Source organism: Pseudomonas sp. AC252 (genome assembly GCF_979258105.1).
Window position 1 is genome coordinate 902,923 of sequence record NZ_OZ409837.1, and the last position, 16,782, is coordinate 919,704.

A 16,782-nucleotide genomic window follows, 5' to 3' on the forward strand; every position below is an offset into this window, starting at 1 on the left:
TTTAATCACATGCAACTGATCTGGCTGCGCAGCGACCTGCGCCAACATGACAACACTGCCCTAGCGGCCGCCGCAGCTCGCGGCCCGGCCGTGGCGGTGTATCTGTTGAGTCCGCAGCAATGGCTGGAGCACGACGATGCGCCGTGCAAAGTGGATTTCTGGCTGCGCAATTTGCGCGAACTGAGCCAAAGCCTCGGCGCGCTGAACATCCCGCTGTTGATTCGCAGCGCGCTGCATTGGGATCAGGCGCCAGCAGAACTGCTCAAGCTCTGCCGGCAATTGAAGATCGAGGCGGTGCACGTCAACGAGGAATACGGCGTTCACGAAAGCCGCCGCGATGAAGCCGTGGCCGAAACGTTGCAGGCCGAGGGCATCGAATTCCACAGTTACCTGGATCAGTTGCTGTTCAAACCCGGCACAGTGCTGACCAAGACCGGCACCTACTTCCAGGTGTTCAGTCAGTTCCGCAAGGTCTGCTACGAACGCCTGCATCGCTCGATGCCGGCGCTGGTCAAAGCACCGGGCAAACAGGCCGCGCTGGATATTGCCAGCGATGCGATTCCGGAGGCGGTCAAAGGCTTCGCCACGCCGAGCGAATCCCTGCGCGCCTTATGGCCGGCCGGCGAGCAAGAGGCGCGACGCCGGCTCGACACCTTCACCGATGCGCAGATCGACTACTACCGCAGCGAACGCGACTTCCCGGCCAAACCCGGCACCAGCCAGTTGTCGGCCTACCTCGCCGCCGGGGTGATCTCGCCACGCCAGTGCCTGCACGCCGCGCTGCAAAGCAATCAGGGCGAATTCGAAAGCGGCAAGGTCGGCGCGGTGACGTGGATCAACGAGCTGCTGTGGCGCGAGTTCTACAAACACATTCTGGTCGGCTATCCACGCGTCTCGCGCCATCGCGCCTTCCGCCCGGAAACCGAGGCGCTGGCCTGGCGCGATGCGCCGGAGGAACTCAAGGCCTGGCAGGAAGCTCGCACCGGGCTGCCGATCATCGACGCGGCCATGCGTCAACTGCTGGAAACCGGCTGGATGCACAATCGCCTGCGCATGGTCGTGGCGATGTTCCTGACCAAAAATCTGTTGATCGACTGGCGCGAGGGCGAACGCTTTTTCATGCGCCACCTGATCGACGGCGATCTGGCAGCCAACAACGGTGGCTGGCAGTGGAGCTCGTCGACCGGCACCGACTCGGCTCCGTACTTCCGTATCTTCAACCCGTTGAGCCAGTCGGAAAAATTCGATGCCGAAGGCGTGTTCATCAAGCACTGGTTGCCGGAACTGGCCGGGCTCAACAAGAAGGAAGTACACAATCCGGCGGCCGCCGGTGGGCTGTTCGGCGTGGCCGATTATCCGGCGCCGATCGTCAATCTGAGCGCCTCACGCGAGCGTGCATTGAGCGCGTTCAAGAACCTGCCATCGCGCCAGCCTGTCGGCGGCAGCGATGAGTGACTTCCTGCGCAGCTTCGCCCGCGAGTTTTCCGGGTTGAACAAAGACAACCTGCATCGCTTGGGCGAGCTGTACAGCGACGACATTCATTTCACCGATCCGCTGCACGAAGTTCAGGGCCTGGCACAACTGCAGGATTACTTCAGTGAGCTGTACGCCAACGTCAGCGATCTGCGTTTCGATTTTCATGGTTTCGACCAGATCAGCGACGGTGAAGGTTACTTGCGCTGGGTCATGAGTTATCGCCATCCGCGTCTGGCCAAGGGCCGGGAAATCAGGGTCGGTGGCTGTTCGCACCTGCTCTGGCGCGACAAGGTTTATCGCCATCGGGATTATTTCGATGCCGGGGCGCTGCTTTATGAACACTTGCCAATATTGGGCCGGGTGATTGCCTGGCTGAAAAGGAGAATGGGATGAGTCGTACACCTCCACGGCGGTATTGGTTGACCGGCGCCAGCAGTGGCATCGGTGCAGCATTGTGCGAGGACATTCTGAAAAGCGGCGCGCATCTGGCGGTCAGCTCGCGCTCGACCGCGCCGCTGAAAGTCTTGTCCCAGCGCTATCCTGGCCAGGTGCTGGTGGTGCCCGGCGATCTGACCAACAGTCAGACCGTGCGCGAAATCGGTGAGCAGATCAGCGAAGCCTGGGGGGCGCTGGACAGCGTGATTCTCAACGCCGGCACCTGTGAATATGTCGATGCGCGGCAGTTCGATTCGTCGATCATCGAGCACGTGGTGCGCACCAATCTGCTCGCCAGCAGCTACTGCATCGAAGCCGCCCTGCCGTTGCTGCGCAAAGGCACGGCGCCGCATCTGGTCGGCATGGCCAGTTCGGTGACTTACCTGCCGCTGCCTCGCGCCGAAGCCTATGGCGCATCGAAGGCCGGGCTGCGTTACCTGTTCGAATCGCTGCGCATCGATCTGGCGGATGAAGGCATTGAAGTCACCATCATCAGCCCGGGTTTTGTCGAAACGCCGCTGACCGAGAGGAACGATTTCCCGATGCCACTGAGCTGGCCTGCGGATAAAGCGGCGCGGCACATCTTCGCCAAACTCAAGGACCGGCCGCTGGAAATTGCCTTCCCGGGGCTGTTCATGGCCGCGCTGTGGCCGCTGTCCAAGCTGCCCGCTCGCGCGCAACTGGCGATCGGCAAACGCATGGTGCGCAAGAACCCTCCGCAGCGGGACCCGATATGAAAATCGCCGTAATTGGCAGCGGTATCGCCGGGCTCACCTGCGCCTACCTGCTGAACCGCCGCCACGACATCACCGTGTTCGAAGCGAGTGACTGGGTCGGCGGCCATACCCACACCGTACCGGTGAGCGTGGCCGGGCAATCGTTCGCCATCGATACCGGGTTCATCGTGTTCAACGACTGGACCTACCCGAATTTCATCCGCTTGCTCAACCAGCTTGGCGTGGCGTTCAAGCCGACCGAAATGAGCTTTTCGGTAACCGACCCCGACACTGGCGTGGAGTACAACGGCAACAACCTCAACAGTCTGTTCGCCCAGCGCAGCAATCTGTTGTCGCCGGGTTTCTGGGGCATGCTGCGCGATATTCTGCGTTTCAATAAAGAAGCCCAGCGCGACCTGATCGAACTGCGCATCGCCGCCGACACCACCTTGGATGATTACCTCAAGGCTGGCGGCTACGGCGAGCGTTTCATCCTGCATTACATCGTGCCGATGGGCGCGGCGATCTGGTCGATGCCGATGGCGGAAATGCTCAATTTCCCGCTGCAGTTTTTCCTGCGTTTTTTCAAGAATCATGGCCTGTTGTCGGTCAGTGATCGGCCGCAGTGGCAGGTCATTGAAGGCGGTTCCAGTGCCTATGTGGCGCCGCTGACCGCTTCGTTCAGCGACAGGATCCGCCTGAACTGCCCAGTCAAGCGCGTCGAGCGCAACGAGCACGGCGTAGTTATCCACAGCCCGGCCGGCCTCGAACATTTCGACAAAGTGGTGTTCGCCTGTCACAGCGATCAGGCGCTGAACCTGCTGGCCAACCCGAGCGACGCCGAGCGCTCGATTCTCGGCGCCCTGCTCTACGCCGACAACGATGTCGTGCTGCACACCGACACGCGCCTGCTGCCGACGCGCAAACTGGCCTGGGCCAGCTGGAATTATCGCCTCGGGGGCGCCGGCCATACGCGCGCGGCGGTCACCTACAACATGAACATCCTGCAGGGCATCGAAAGCGACACCACGTTCTGCGTCAGCCTCAACCAGACCGCCGGGATCAGCCCCGATAAAGTGCTGGCCCGCTATACCTACGCCCACCCGCAATACACCCTCGCCGCAGCGGCCGCGCAAAACCGTTGGGGCGAACTCGATGGCGAGCAGCACACGCATTATTGCGGCGCCTACTGGGCCAACGGTTTTCACGAAGATGGCGTGGTCAGCGGCTTGCGCGTCGCCGCCGCGTTCGGTGAAACCCTGTGAACAGCGCTCTGTACAGCGGCGTTATCGGCCACCGACGTTTTTCGCCGCGCCGCCACGAATTCCGCTACCGCATCGGTTTGCTCTACCTCGACCTGAGCGAACAGGACGCCGTGCTGGCCTTGTCGCCGCTGGCGGGGCGCAGTCGTTTCGCGCCGTTCTCGTTTCGCGAAACCGATTACCTGAAAGCCTTCACCGGCAAGGGCATGCGCCTGATCGACGCGGTGCGCCAGCAGGTCGGTGCAGCCATCGGTCATGAGCCACAAGGCGCGGTGTGCCTGCTGACGCAGCCGCGCAGTTGGGGGCTATCGTTCAATCCCGTGAGTTTCTTCTATTGCCATGAAGCCGACGGGCAACTGGCGGCGATCGTTTGTGAAGTGACCAACACGCCGTGGCGCGAGCGTTATCACTATGTGCTGCCGGCGCAGACACCGACCAGCCTGGTGGATTTCCATCAGCATTTCGCTGTGGCCAAGGCGTTTCACGTCTCGCCGTTTCTGCCCCGCGACCTCGAATACCGCATGAGCTTCAGCCCCGCTGCGCAAAGCCTTGGCGTGCACATGGCCGATTGGCAGGGCAACGAGAAACTGTTCGACGCCACGCTCAATCTGCGCCGCGAACCGCTCGATCGTCGCAGCCTGCATCGCTACCTGCGGCGCTTCCCGTGGATGACCGCAAAAACCGCTCTGGCGATTTATTGGCAAGCGCTGCGACTGCTGTTCAAGCGCGCGCCGATCTTCGCTCATCAGGCTGCCGACGGCAGCTTTAAAACCGCCACCGTGCCTCCGAAGGAGCCGCACCATGAAATCCTCTAGCCTGCCGCTCAGTCGCTTCAGCACCAACGGTTTGACCGGCACGCTGCTGCGGCGCGGCGTGTTGCGCCAATTGGCGCAGCTCAAACACGGACAACTGATGGTCGTTGAGGATGGCGAACAAATGCTTTTCGGCACCCCGGGCAGTGCTTTGCTCGGTGAGGTTCACGTGCTTGATCCAGCCCTGTGGGGCATGGTCGCCAGCAACGGCTCGATCGGCGCCGGCGAAGCATTCATCCACGGCTATTGGAGCTCGCCGGACCTGACGGCTGTGGTGCGCGTGTTCGTCAGCAATCTCGATGTACTCGATGCCATGGAAGGTGGCCTGGCGCGTCTGGGCCGGCCGTTCGTGCAAGGCTTGCACTGGCTCAATCGCAACACGCGTAAAGGCTCGCAGAAAAATATTTCGGCGCACTACGACCTCGGCAATGAACTGTTCGAACAGTTTCTCGACCCGACCATGATGTATTCCGCCGCCCAGTTCCTTTCGCCGAGCGACACTCTGGAACAGGCGCAACTGAACAAACTCGAACGCATCTGCCAGAAACTCGCGCTCAAGCCCAGCGATCACCTGCTGGAAATCGGCACCGGTTGGGGCAGCATGGCGCTGTACGCGGCGCAGCATTACGGTTGCCGCGTGACCACTACGACGCTGTCGAAAGAGCAGTTCGCGTTCACTGCCAAACGCATCGAACAATTGGGCTTGCAGGACCGCATCACCTTGCTGCTCAAGGATTACCGCGACCTCAGCGGCGAGTACGACAAACTGGTGTCGATCGAGATGATCGAAGCGGTCGGCCATCGGTTCCTGCCGACCTACTTCAAGCAATGCGCGCAGTTGCTCAAAAGCAACGGCCTGATGCTGCTCCAGGCGATCACCATTCGCGAGCAACGTTATGAACAGGCCAAGCGCAGCGTCGACTTTATCCAGCGCTACATCTTCCCCGGCGGCGCCCTGCCCTCGGTGCACAAGATGCTCGATGTGGTCAGCCGCGAAACCGACATGAACCTGCTGCACATGGAAGATTTCGGTCTGCATTACGCCAAGACATTGCGCCTGTGGCACGAGAACTTTCGCCTCGCCCAGGGCCGCCTGAGCGAACTGGGCTACGACGATTATTTCCTGCGTTTGTGGGAGTTCTACCTGTGCTACTGCGAGGGCGGTTTTTGGAGCGCACCATCGGCACCGCACAACTGTTGCTGGCGAAACCGGCGGCAATGACCGCGCCGCTGCTCGGGCGCTTCGATGCGTGAGCGTGTCGCCAATGCCCTCTTGTTTCAGCTCGGCTGGCTCGCCTGCGTGCTCGGCGGCAACAGTTTGTGGCTGTTACTTGCACTGGCGACGCTGGTGATTCATCTGCGCTGGATCAGCAGTTGGGCGGAGGAAGGCCGTTTGATCTTGTGCGTGGTGATTGTCGGCACGGCGGTGGACAGCGTTTTGCGTCAGCTCGGCGTGTTCCGCTTTGCGGATGCGTCTCCGTTGATTCCGTTGTGGCTGATGCTGCTCTGGGCGCTGCTCGCCACCACATTGCGTCATTGTCTGGCCTGGAGCGCACGGCCATGGTGGCTGGCCAGCGCACTTGGTGCGGTGGGCGGTGCGTTGTCTTACTACGGCGGCGGACGACTGGCCGGCGTGCAATTTCCATACGGCGAAGTGTCGACGCTGATCGTCATCGGGCTGCTCTGGGCAGGGCTGTTTCCGTTGTTGCATTTGATGGCGCGGCGTCTGGTGCCGTGAGCGTCCGTCAGCGCTTTCACACCCACAGCGATCACTGCCTTACACTGCCGCCATGAAAACCATCCCCCTCACACAAGTCGAAGAACCGGCCGTCACCTGCTCGACCTGCGCGGCATGCTGCTGCCAGCTCGAAGTGATGCTGATCACCGACACCGGCGTGCCTGATCGCTTTATCGATACCGATGAATGGGGCGGTGAAGTAATGCTGCGTCTGGACGACGGCTGGTGCGCCGCGCTGGATCGCGACAGCATGATGTGCACGATCTACGAACGCCGCCCGCTGATCTGCCGCGAGTTCGAAATGGGCGCGCCGGAGTGCATCGAAGAACGCCGGGGTATTGCCACAGCCTACCGCTGATTTTTTTGACAACGCAGAAACAACTGTGGGAGCGAGCCTGCTCGCGAAGCGGTGTGTCAGCCACCATTTGAATTGACTGACACTCAACTTTCGCGAGCAGGCTCGCTCCCACGTTGGTTCCGCGTAGCGGCGGATTACAGCGGCATCGTGTAATGCAGCGCGTAGCTTTCTACACCATCGTTGTCGCTGGACAGGCCGGCGTTGGAGTAGTGCGTGGCGCGGATGCCGACTTCGTGGCCGCCATTGAAGCGCAGGCCGAAACCGATGCGGTCTTCGAACTGGAAGGACCCGCCCAGCTTGTTGCTCTCATATTCGGTGTTGGAGAAGAACGCCGCGCCGATACCCGCTTCAACGTAGGGTTTGACCGACTGACCGGCAAACTCGTAAACGAATACAGGCGAGAACGACAGGCTGTTGTTGCTGGAAGTCTTGTCACCTTCCCAGTACGTGTAGGCACCGCTCCAGTAGCCGGTCAGGCGACCGACGTCGCTCTGCAGCCAGCTCTTGTCCCAGTCGAAATTCATGCCCAGGCGATACGTCATTGTCGAATCGCTGGTACCGCCGACGGCGAATTCAACGCCAGCGGCTTGTGCAGAAATGCTTTGCCCCATCAGTGCGGCCGCAATCGCGGCCAAGCAGAATAGTCGCTTCACTTTGAAACTTCCTTTTCCGGAACGATCGTTTGGTTTTTAGTTGCTGCTGTCGCTATAGAAATCTGCGCGTGGTCAGAAGTTCAGCGTATTTCGAGTTATTTCACATTTTTTTTACAAGTCGAAGTTTTGCACATTCGACGCAGTTTGGCCCAGCAGAGGTAGGATTTTTCTGAAGGATTGCGCATCAGCACTGGTCCAGAATTTCACTGGCACGCTCGGCCCCTGTGACAGCAGATGACGCTCGACCAGCAGCCGTTGCAGCTGTCGGGCCACGGCAGCTCCGGTATCGATCAGGGTGATATCGTCGGCGATCATCGACCTTAGCAACGGCTTGAGAAAAGGATAATGGGTGCATCCGAGGATGATCGTATCGCAGCCATGAGCCAGTAAAGGCGTGACGTAACCCTGCAATAACGTGCGCAACTCGGGACTGTGCAGGTTGCCACTTTCAATCAGCTCAACCAGCCCCGGGCAGGGCTGAGTGATGACTTTTACGTCAGCCGCAAAGCGATCGAGCAAAGCGGCAAACTTGGCGCTCTGCAACGTACCTGTCGTTGCCAGCACGCCAACCACGCCGCTACGGGTCGCCGCTGCGGCCGGCTTGACCGCCGGTTCCATGCCGACAATCGGCCAGTCGGGAAAATCGCGACGCAAGTCGGCAACACCGGCCACGGTCGCGGTATTACACGCCAGCACCAGAGCCTTGGCGCCCTGCTCGCGGAAAAACCCGGCCATCACACTGCAACGCTGGCGGATGAATTCCGGGGTCTTTTCGCCGTAGGGAATGTGTCCGCAATCGGCGACGTAAAGCAGCGATTCGTTGGGCAGCAAACGCTGGATCTCGCCGAGGACCGACAAGCCGCCGACCCCGGAGTCGAACACGCCGATTGGCGCTTCACGCATGGCGGGCGCCACAGACGCTGCAGCCCGGATCGCGCTTGACCCGCAGTTCACGGAAGCGCGAGCCCAAGGCGTCGATCAGCAACAGCCGCCCCACCAGCGGCTCGCCAAAACCGACCAGCACCTTCAACGCCTCCAGCGCCTGCAAGCTGCCGACCAGACCGACCAGCGGCCCGACCACACCCGCTTCGCTGCACGTGAGCTCGGCTTCGCTGCCGTGTCCGTACAGGCAGTGATAGCAAGGGCTCTCGGCACGCCGTGAGTCGAACACCGACAGCTGCCCTTCCAGACGAATGGCCGCGCCGCTGACCAATGGCTTGCGCTCGGCAACACAGGCGGCGTTAACCGCCTCACGCGTAGAGAAATTGTCCGAGCAATCGAGCACCAGATCCACCGCCGCCACCGCTGCGGCGAGAGAATCCTCGTCCAGCGCCTGGCGATGGGCGATCAATTGAATTTCGGGATTGATCGCACCAAGACGCTTGAGCGCCGAATCGACCTTGGACATGCCGACACTGTCGGTGTCGTGAATGATCTGTCGTTGCAGGTTGGTCAGGTCGACCGTGTCGAAATCCGCCAGATGCAACTCGCCGACGCCCGCTGCCGCCAGATACAACGCCACCGGCGCGCCGAGACCGCCAAGGCCGACGATCAGCACGCGGCTGGCCTTGAGCTTCAGCTGCCCGTCGATGTCGATGTGTTGCAGCAGAATCTGCCGGCTGTAGCGCAGCAATTCCTGATCATTCAGCACGGCAGGCGCCCCAGACTGATGCGTTGATGGCCGCCCAGATCGGTGCGGCTGTGGACTTCTTCAAAGCCACGAGTGAGCAGCAGATCACGCACGGCTTCGGCCTGATCATAGCCGTGTTCGAGCATCAGCCAGCCGCCGGTTTCAAGATGATCCGGCGCCTGCGCAACAATCAGGCGCAAATCGTCGAGGCCATCTTCACCGGCGACCAGTGCACTGGCCGGTTCGAAACGCAGATCGCCCTCTACCAGATGCGGATCGGCGGCGGCAATGTATGGCGGGTTGCTGATGATCAGATGAAAGCGCTGGCCTTCAAGGGCGCTGAACCAATGGCTGCTCAGCACCGTGGCGTTGTTCAAGTGCAGACGCTGGCGATTGCGTTCGGCCAGGGCCACGGCTTCGAGCACGCGATCGACGGCGGTGACTTTCCACGCCGGACGTTCGCTGGCCAAAGCCAACGCAATCGCGCCACTGCCGGTGCCGAGATCGAGGACCTTGGCCGGGGTTGCAGGCAGCAACTCAAGGGCTGCCTCCACCAGCAACTCGGTGTCCGGGCGCGGGATCAGCGTGTGCGGCGCGACTTCCAGATCGAGTTTCCAGAAACCCTGCTGGCCGAGAATGTAGGCCACCGGTTCACCGCTACGCCGCCGTTGCAAATATTCGGCAAAGGTCAGCGCAGCCTCGCTCGGCACGATGCGCTCGGGCCAGGTGTGCAGAAAACTGCGCGACTTGCCCAGTGCGGCGGCGAGGAGCAGTTCAGCGTCCAAGCGTGCAGTGGGCGAGTCCGGCAGCTCGGCAGCGCGCAACAGGCTGGCGATGATGGTCATTTATTCACCTATCGCTGCGAGTTGGTCTGCCTGATACTCGGCCAGCAATGGCTCAATCACCGCCTCGACGCCACCGGCGAGAATTTCATCCAGCGAATACAGGGTCAGGTTGACGCGATGGTCGGTGACCCGGCCTTGGGCGTAGTTGTAGGTGCGGATGCGCTCGGATCGATCGCCGGAACCGACCAGCAACTTGCGCTCGCTGGCAATCGCGTTGGCTACCGCTGCGTTTTGCTGATCATTGAGCTTGGCCGACAACCACGCCATCGCCCGGGCACGGTTCTTGTGCTGGGAACGTTCTTCCTGGCATTCAACGACGGTGCCGGTCGGGATATGGGTGATGCGGATCGCCGAATCGGTGGTGTTGACGTGCTGACCACCAGCGCCGGAGGAGCGGAACGTGTCGACGCGCAGATCCGCCGGGTTGATCTCGATGGCCTCGCGCTCGTCCGGCTCGGGCAATACCGCGACTGTGCAGGCTGAAGTGTGGATACGGCCCTGGGATTCGGTGGCGGGTACACGCTGTACACGGTGCGCGCCGGACTCGAATTTCAGTTTGCCGTAAACGTTGTCGCCTTCGATGCGCGCAATGACTTCTTTATAGCCACCATGTTCGCCTTCGTTTTCCGAGAGGATTTCGACACGCCAGCCACGCCGCTCGGCATAGCGCGAGTACATGCGGAACAGGTCGCCAGAGAAAATCGCCGCCTCGTCGCCACCGGTGCCGGCGCGAATTTCGAGGAAGACGTTGCGCCCGTCATTCGGATCTTTCGGCAGCAGCATGCGCTGCAGGTCGGATTCCAGCGTGACCAGCAACTCCTTGGCTTCGCGAACTTCTTCCACGGCCATTTCGCGCATGTCCGGGTCGTTGTCCTTGAGCAGCGCCTGCGCGCCTTCGAGATCGCTTTGTACGCCGAGCAGCTTTTTATACGCGGCCACTACCGGCTCGAGTTCGGCGTACTCCTTGGAATAGGCGCGGAATTTGGCCTGATCGGCAATGACTTCACCGTCGCCGAGCAGCGCGGTCAGTTCCTCGAAACGGTCCTGGAGAATGTCCAGCTTGTTGAGCAGTGACGCTTTCATTGCGGTTTTTTATCCGAAAAACTATCCGGTGAGCCCTCAAGGGCGAAGAGTTCCTGGGCCATGGCCAGCGCATCGAGGCGGCCTTCGGCAGACAGCTTTTTCAACTGCACGCTGGGCGCATGCAAGAGTTTGTTGGTGAGGCCACGGGCCAGTTGCCCGAGCACATCTTCGGCGTTGCCACCGTTGGCCAGCAGACGCAGGGCCTTCTGCAATTCTTCGTCACGCAGGCGTTCACTCTGTTGACGATAGGCCTTGAGCACATCGACCGCCGCCAGTTCGCGCAGGCGCACCATGAAATCGTCGGCGCCGACCGAGACCATTTCCTCCGCCGCTTGTGCAGCGCCCTGACGGCTCTTGAGGTTCTCGGCGACCACTTCGTGGAGATCATCGACGCTGTACAGGTAAACGTCGTCGAGTTCGCCGACTTCCGGCTCGATATCGCGCGGTACCGCAATGTCGACCATGAAGATCGGCTTGTGCTTGCGCAGCTTCAGCGCACTTTCCACCGCGCCCTTGCCAAGAATCGGCAACTGGCTGGCGGTCGAACTGATGACGATATCGCTGCGCACCAGCTCCGCCGGAATGTCCGAGAGCAGTACCGCGTGGGCGCCGAACTGCTCGGCCAACTGACTGGCGCGCTCCAGCGTGCGGTTGGCGACGACGATGCGCTTGACTCCCAGCTCATGCAAATGGCGCGCGACCAGCGTAATCGTCTCGCCGGCACCGATCAGCAGCGCCTGGCTGCGTTGCAGATCGCTGAAAATCTGTTTCGCCAAGCTCACTGCGGCAAACGCCACCGACACCGGGTTTTCGCCAATCGCAGTATCGGTACGCACCTGCTTGGCGGCATTGAAGGTGGCCTGAAACAGCCGCCCCAGCAACGGCCCGATAGTGCCGGCCTCACGGGCTACGGCGTAGGCCGATTTCATCTGACCGAGAATCTGCGGTTCGCCCAGCACCAGCGAGTCGAGCCCGGAGGCGACGCGCATCATGTGACGAACAGCCGCATCGTCTTCATGCACATAGGCACTGGCGCGCAGCTCATCGAGGCTCAAATGGTGATAATCGGCCAGCCAGCGCAGCACGACGTCCGCCGAAAGCTGATCCTGTTCTATATAAAGCTCACTGCGATTGCAGGTGGAGAGGATCGCGGCTTCGCGGCTGTCGGTCAGTCGGCAGAGCTGCTGCAAGGCCTCAACCAGCTGCTCAGGGGTAAAGGCCACGCGCTCGCGGACGTCTACTGAAGCAGTCTTGTGGTTAATACCGAGTGCAAGGAAGGCCATTCAAGGTCGCTGGTGGTGACGTGAAGCCGGCAATTGTCCTACTTCGAAAGATTCAGAACAACTACCGCTGACTATTGTCCCAATTGTCGGCCCCTATAATGGCCACAATTGAGTCTCGGTTATGTTTGGCCGAAGGCTTGTGTCATGATGATCCGACCGCAGGTTAGTCGTCCTCTTCCTATATGAATAGATCTTCCGCGTTGCTCCTCGCTTTTGTCTTCCTCAGCGGCTGCCAGACCATGGCGCCCGTTGCGCCGAACGGCACCCCGCCGGCCGAAGACACCACGCCCGCGCCTGAAAAGCCCAAGGTTTACAGCTCGTTCAGCGAGGAAACCGTGTTCAGCCTGCTGAGCGCCGAACTCGCCGGCCAGCGCAATCGTTTCGACATTGCTCTGGACAATTACGTGACCCAGGCGATCAACACCCAGGATCCGGGCGTCTCCGAGCGTGCTTTTCGCATCGCCGAGTATCTGGGCGCCGATCAACCGGCCCTCGACACCGCGCTCATCTGGGCCCGCAATGCTCCGGACGACCTCGAAGCGCAACGCGCCGCCGCCGTGCAACTGGCCCGCGCCGGGCGTTACGACGACTCCATGGTCTACATGGAGAAAGTCCTGCAGGGCAAGGGCGACACCCATTTTGACTTCCTCGCGCTGTCGGCCGCCGACACCGATCAGGAAACCCGCAACGGTCTGATGAAAAGCTTCGACCGTTTGCTCCAGCGTCACCCGAACAACAACCAGCTGATTTTCGGCAAGGCTCTGCTGTTGCAGCAGGACGGCGACAATCAAGGTGCGCTGACTCTGCTTGAAGACAATCCGCCGGAAGATGGCGAGATCGCTCCCATCCTGCTGCGCGCGCGCCTGCTTCAGTTGCTTAACCGTGGCGACGAAGCGCTGCCGCTGTTGCAGAAAAACATCAGGAAATACCCGGAAGACAAACGCCTGCGCCTGACTTACGCGCGCATGCTGGTCGAACAGGACCGCATGGACGACGCCAAAGCCGAGTTCTCCACCCTTGTTCAGCAATACCCGGAAGACGATGAACTGCGTTACTCGCTGGCGCTGGTGTGCCTGGAAGCCAAGGCGTGGGATGAGGCCAAGGGTTATCTGGAAGACTTGATCGCTCGCGAAAGCCACGTCGATTCGGCGCACCTGAACCTCGGTCGGATTGCCGAAGAGCGCAACGACCCGCAAGGCGCGCTCATCGAATACGCCCAGGTCGGCCCGGGCAATGACTATCTGCCGGCACAGCTGCGTCAGGCCGATATCCTGATGAGCAACGGCAAGACCGCCGAAGCGCAGAGCAAACTGGCGGCCGAGCGTGACGAGCAGCCGGACTACGCAATCCAGCTTTACCTGATCGAATCGGAAAGCCTGTCGGCCAATAAACAGGACGACAAAGCCTGGAAAATCCTGCAACAAGCGCTGCAGAAATATCCGGACGATCTCAACCTGCTTTACACCCGGGCCATGCTCGCGGAAAAACGCAATGACCTGGCGCAGATGGAAAAAGACCTGCGCCTGATCATCAAGCGCGATCCGGACAATGCCATGGCGCTGAATGCGCTGGGCTACACCCTGTCCGATCGCACCACCCGCTACGCTGAAGCGAAAACGTTGATCGAGCAGGCGCACCAGATCAACCCGGAAGACCCGGCAGTTCTCGACAGCCTTGGCTGGGTGAACTACCGCTTGGGCAATCTGGATGATGCGGAGAAATACTTGCGCCAGGCGCTCGAGCGTTTTCCTGATCACGAAGTCGCCGCGCACCTTGGCGAAGTCCTCTGGGCCAAGGGCAATCAACGCGAAGCCAAACAAGTGTGGGGCAAGTTCCTCAAGGACCAACCCGACAGCACCATTCTGCGCAGCACCATCAAGCGCCTGACCGGATCCGAGACTCTTTAACCCATGTTTTTGCGCCACGTTATTGTTTTCAGCTTCATCGCCCTGCTCGCCGGCTGCTCGGGGTTCGGCACTCGCGAGTCGGTCGAGGGCCACGGCAGCCCGGCCCAGTGGGCGGCTAACAAACAGCAACTGACCGGCCTCGATGGCTGGCAGATCGACGGCAAGATCGGCATCCACGCGCCGAAGGATTCCGGCAGCGGCACGTTGTTCTGGCTGCAGCGGCAGGACTATTACGACATTCGCCTGTCCGGCCCGCTGGGTCGTGGCGCGGCACGCCTGACCGGGCGTCCGGGCAAGGTGTCGCTGGAAGTTGCCAACCAGGGCCGCTACGAATCGCAATCACCTGAAGCGCTGCTCGAAGAACAGCTCGGCTGGAAATTGCCGGTGTCGAATCTGGCCTGGTGGGTTCGTGGCCTGCCAGCTCCGGAAAGTAAAAGTCGTCTGAACCTGGACGCCGACAGTCGTCTGGCCAGCCTTGAGCAGGACGGCTGGAAAGTCGAATACACCGCCTACACCGAACAGAATGGTTATTGGCTGCCCGAACGCATCAAGCTGCACGGCACCGACCTCGACGTGACGCTGGTGATCAAGACCTGGCAACCGCGCAAGTTGGGGCAATAACGCATGACCGCTGCACGCCTGACCCTGCCCTCGCCGGCCAAACTCAACTTGATGCTGCACATTCTCGGTCGCCGTGAAGACGGTTATCACGAGTTGCAGACGCTGTTTCAATTCCTCGATTACGGCGATGAACTCACTTTCGCCGTGCGCGATGACGGCGTGATTCAACTGCACACCGAGTTCGCCGGCGTGCCCCACGACAGCAACCTGATCGTGCGCGCAGCGAAGATGTTGCAGCAACAGTCCGGCTGCGCGCTCGGCATCGACATCTGGATCGACAAAGTCCTGCCCATGGGCGGCGGCATCGGTGGCGGCAGTTCGAACGCGGCGACGACCCTGCTCGGTCTCAATCATCTTTGGCAACTGGGCTGGGATGAAGATCGCCTCGCCGCACTGGGCTTGTCACTCGGTGCCGATGTGCCGGTTTTCGTCCGCGGCCACGCGGCGTTTGCCGAGGGCGTCGGTGAGAAACTGACCCCGGTCGATCCCGAAGAACCGTGGTATCTGGTGCTCGTGCCGCAAGTCGCTGTTAGTACGGCAGAAATTTTTTCCGATCCTTTGTTGACACGTAACACACCGCCCATTAAAGTGCGCCCCGTTCCCGAGGGAAACAGTCGAAATGACTGCTTGCCGGTGGTAGCAAGGCGTTATCCAGAGGTACGTAACGCATTGGATTTGTTAGGTAAATTTACCGAAGCAAAGCTCACCGGAACTGGAAGTTGTGTGTTTGGGGGCTTCCCAAGCAAAGCTGAAGCTGATAAAGTCTCGGCCCTTCTGACAGAGACCCTTACAGGGTTTGTAGCGAAAGGAAGCAACGTTTCGATGTTGCATCGCAAGCTGCAAAGTCTGCTCTAAAGGAATCAAGTGCCCGGCACTTGAAAGCAACAGATACAGGGGCGTCGCCAAGCGGTAAGGCAGCAGGTTTTGATCCTGCCATGCGTTGGTTCGAATCCAGCCGCCCCTGCCATTTTCTCTACTCATCCAGGTTACCCTCAGCCTCTAGGTACTGCGCGTGTCCAAGATGATGGTCTTTACGGGGAATGCCAACCCCGATCTGGCTCGGCGTGTCGTACGTCAGCTGCATATCCCTCTCGGTGACATCTCTGTCGGCAAGTTTTCCGACGGTGAAATCACAGCCGAGATCAATGAAAACGTTCGCGGTAAAGACGTCTTCATTATTCAGCCGACTTGCGCTCCGACCAACGATAACCTGATGGAACTGGTAGTGATGGCTGATGCCTTCCGCCGCTCCTCGGCTACTCGTATCACTGCTGTTATTCCTTATTTTGGTTATGCCCGTCAGGATCGCCGTCCGCGTTCCGCACGTGTGGCTATCAGCGCGAAAGTCGTCGCTGACATGCTTACCGTAGTCGGCATCGACCGTGTTCTCACGGTTGATCTGCATGCTGACCAGATTCAGGGCTTCTTCGATATTCCGGTAGATAACATCTACGGCTCCCCGGTTCTGGTGGATGACATTGAAGATCAGCGCTTCGAAAACCTGATGATCGTGTCCCCGGACATTGGTGGCGTCGTGCGTGCACGGGCTGTTGCCAAGTCGCTGGGCGTCGATCTCGGGATCATCGACAAACGCCGTGAGAAAGCCAATCACTCTGAAGTGATGCATATCATCGGTGATGTCGAAGGGCGTACCTGTATTCTCGTCGATGACATGGTCGATACCGCCGGCACCCTGTGCCACGCGGCCAAGGCCCTGAAAGAGCATGGCGCAGCCAAGGTCTTTGCCTACTGCACACACCCTGTGCTGTCGGGCCGGGCCATCGAGAATATCGAAAATTCCGTGCTGGACGAGCTGGTGGTCACTAATACCATCCCGCTGTCCGCTGCAGCACAAGCCTGTGCACGTATCCGTCAACTGGATATCGCACCGGTTGTTGCCGAAGCGGTTCGCCGCATCAGCAATGAAGAATCGATCAGCGCGATGTTCCGTTAAGGGCCCTG

At 60.4% G+C, this 16,782-nt stretch carries 17 protein-coding genes, 1 tRNA gene and 1 pseudogene; 13 read left to right on the forward strand and 6 right to left on the reverse strand.

What is annotated here, in order from left to right; translation table 11 throughout:
• The first annotated feature begins 9 nt into the window (after window positions 1-9).
• The 8 genes and pseudogenes from phrB to ACZZZ4_RS04215 all read left to right on the forward strand — a co-directional run bounded on the left by phrB (window position 10) and on the right by ACZZZ4_RS04215 (window position 6,798).
• Complete coding sequence (gene phrB, locus ACZZZ4_RS04180; RefSeq protein ID WP_463547304.1) at window positions 10-1,455, forward strand: deoxyribodipyrimidine photo-lyase; 1,446 nt, start codon at window positions 10-12, stop codon at window positions 1,453-1,455.
• Entirely contained in the window at window positions 1,448-1,870 is a 423-nt protein-coding gene (locus ACZZZ4_RS04185) for a nuclear transport factor 2 family protein (protein WP_039761293.1), read from the forward strand. The genes phrB and ACZZZ4_RS04185 overlap by 8 nt, the downstream gene beginning before the upstream one ends.
• A complete protein-coding gene (locus tag ACZZZ4_RS04190) occupies window positions 1,867-2,649 on the forward strand; it encodes an SDR family NAD(P)-dependent oxidoreductase (RefSeq protein ID WP_129997678.1) in 783 nt (260 codons plus the stop codon). The genes ACZZZ4_RS04185 and ACZZZ4_RS04190 overlap by 4 nt, the downstream gene beginning before the upstream one ends.
• Complete coding sequence (locus ACZZZ4_RS04195; protein WP_129997679.1) at window positions 2,646-3,893, forward strand: NAD(P)/FAD-dependent oxidoreductase; 1,248 nt, start codon at window positions 2,646-2,648, stop codon at window positions 3,891-3,893. The genes ACZZZ4_RS04190 and ACZZZ4_RS04195 overlap by 4 nt, the downstream gene beginning before the upstream one ends.
• Window positions 3,890-4,705, forward strand: coding sequence for a DUF1365 domain-containing protein (locus ACZZZ4_RS04200; RefSeq protein ID WP_463547305.1), 816 nt, complete (start codon window positions 3,890-3,892; stop codon window positions 4,703-4,705). The genes ACZZZ4_RS04195 and ACZZZ4_RS04200 overlap by 4 nt, the downstream gene beginning before the upstream one ends.
• A pseudogene (locus ACZZZ4_RS04205) lies at window positions 4,692-5,956 on the forward strand (class I SAM-dependent methyltransferase). Before ACZZZ4_RS04200 ends, ACZZZ4_RS04205 begins: the two are co-directional and overlap by 14 nt.
• Window positions 5,949-6,440 (forward strand): DUF2878 domain-containing protein, encoded by a 492-nt coding sequence (locus tag ACZZZ4_RS04210; protein WP_129997682.1) that lies wholly within the window; start codon window positions 5,949-5,951, stop codon window positions 6,438-6,440. The pseudogene ACZZZ4_RS04205 and the gene ACZZZ4_RS04210 overlap by 8 nt, the downstream one beginning before the upstream one ends.
• A 52-nt stretch (window positions 6,441-6,492) precedes the next feature.
• Entirely contained in the window at window positions 6,493-6,798 is a 306-nt protein-coding gene (locus ACZZZ4_RS04215; protein ID WP_039761282.1) for a YkgJ family cysteine cluster protein, read from the forward strand.
• 134 nt (window positions 6,799-6,932) lie between these two features.
• Here ACZZZ4_RS04215 and ACZZZ4_RS04220 read toward each other — a convergent pair whose 3' ends face one another.
• The 6 genes from ACZZZ4_RS04220 to hemA form a co-directional block, all read right to left on the reverse strand.
• A complete protein-coding gene (locus ACZZZ4_RS04220) occupies window positions 6,933-7,451 on the reverse strand; it encodes an acyloxyacyl hydrolase (RefSeq protein WP_024014291.1) in 519 nt (172 codons plus the stop codon).
• Between the two features lie 111 nt (window positions 7,452-7,562).
• Window positions 7,563-8,354, reverse strand: a complete 792-nt coding sequence (gene murI, locus ACZZZ4_RS04225; RefSeq protein ID WP_463547306.1) for a glutamate racemase — start codon at window positions 8,352-8,354, stop codon at window positions 7,563-7,565.
• On the reverse strand, window positions 8,347-9,102 hold the full coding sequence (locus ACZZZ4_RS04230; protein ID WP_039761279.1) for a molybdopterin-synthase adenylyltransferase MoeB: 756 nt from the start codon (window positions 9,100-9,102) through the stop codon (window positions 8,347-8,349). Before ACZZZ4_RS04230 ends, murI begins: the two co-directional genes overlap by 8 nt.
• A complete protein-coding gene (gene prmC / locus ACZZZ4_RS04235; RefSeq protein ID WP_463547307.1) occupies window positions 9,096-9,926 on the reverse strand; it encodes a peptide chain release factor N(5)-glutamine methyltransferase in 831 nt (276 codons plus the stop codon). The genes ACZZZ4_RS04230 and prmC overlap by 7 nt, the downstream gene beginning before the upstream one ends.
• Window positions 9,927-11,009 carry a peptide chain release factor 1 gene (prfA, locus tag ACZZZ4_RS04240; RefSeq protein WP_463547308.1) on the reverse strand — a complete coding sequence of 361 codons (1,083 nt, stop codon included), beginning with the start codon at window positions 11,007-11,009 and terminating at the stop codon, window positions 9,927-9,929.
• Window positions 11,006-12,292 (reverse strand): glutamyl-tRNA reductase, encoded by a 1,287-nt coding sequence (gene hemA, locus ACZZZ4_RS04245; RefSeq protein ID WP_016773209.1) that lies wholly within the window; start codon window positions 12,290-12,292, stop codon window positions 11,006-11,008. Before hemA ends, prfA begins: the two co-directional genes overlap by 4 nt.
• A gap of 182 nt (window positions 12,293-12,474) precedes the next feature.
• On the opposite strand from hemA, the gene ACZZZ4_RS04250 reads away from it, so the two are divergent.
• From ACZZZ4_RS04250 to ACZZZ4_RS04270, 5 genes are all read left to right on the forward strand, one after another.
• Window positions 12,475-14,199: a tetratricopeptide repeat protein gene (locus ACZZZ4_RS04250; RefSeq protein WP_463547309.1), complete on the forward strand. Its 1,725-nt coding sequence runs from the start codon at window positions 12,475-12,477 to the stop codon at window positions 14,197-14,199.
• A gap of 3 nt (window positions 14,200-14,202) precedes the next feature.
• Complete coding sequence (gene lolB / locus ACZZZ4_RS04255) at window positions 14,203-14,820, forward strand: lipoprotein insertase outer membrane protein LolB (RefSeq protein ID WP_463547310.1); 618 nt, start codon at window positions 14,203-14,205, stop codon at window positions 14,818-14,820.
• Window positions 14,821-14,823: 3 nt separating this feature from the next.
• The gene (ispE, locus tag ACZZZ4_RS04260; RefSeq protein ID WP_122507866.1) at window positions 14,824-15,675 is read left to right on the forward strand and encodes a 4-(cytidine 5'-diphospho)-2-C-methyl-D-erythritol kinase; all 852 of its coding nucleotides are present in this window, start codon (window positions 14,824-14,826) and stop codon (window positions 15,673-15,675) included.
• Window positions 15,676-15,712: 37 nt separating this feature from the next.
• Window positions 15,713-15,787: transfer RNA gene (locus ACZZZ4_RS04265), tRNA-Gln, on the forward strand.
• Window positions 15,788-15,832: 45 nt separating this feature from the next.
• A complete protein-coding gene (locus tag ACZZZ4_RS04270; protein ID WP_003171603.1) occupies window positions 15,833-16,774 on the forward strand; it encodes a ribose-phosphate pyrophosphokinase in 942 nt (313 codons plus the stop codon).
• Window positions 16,775-16,782 lie beyond the last annotated feature (8 nt).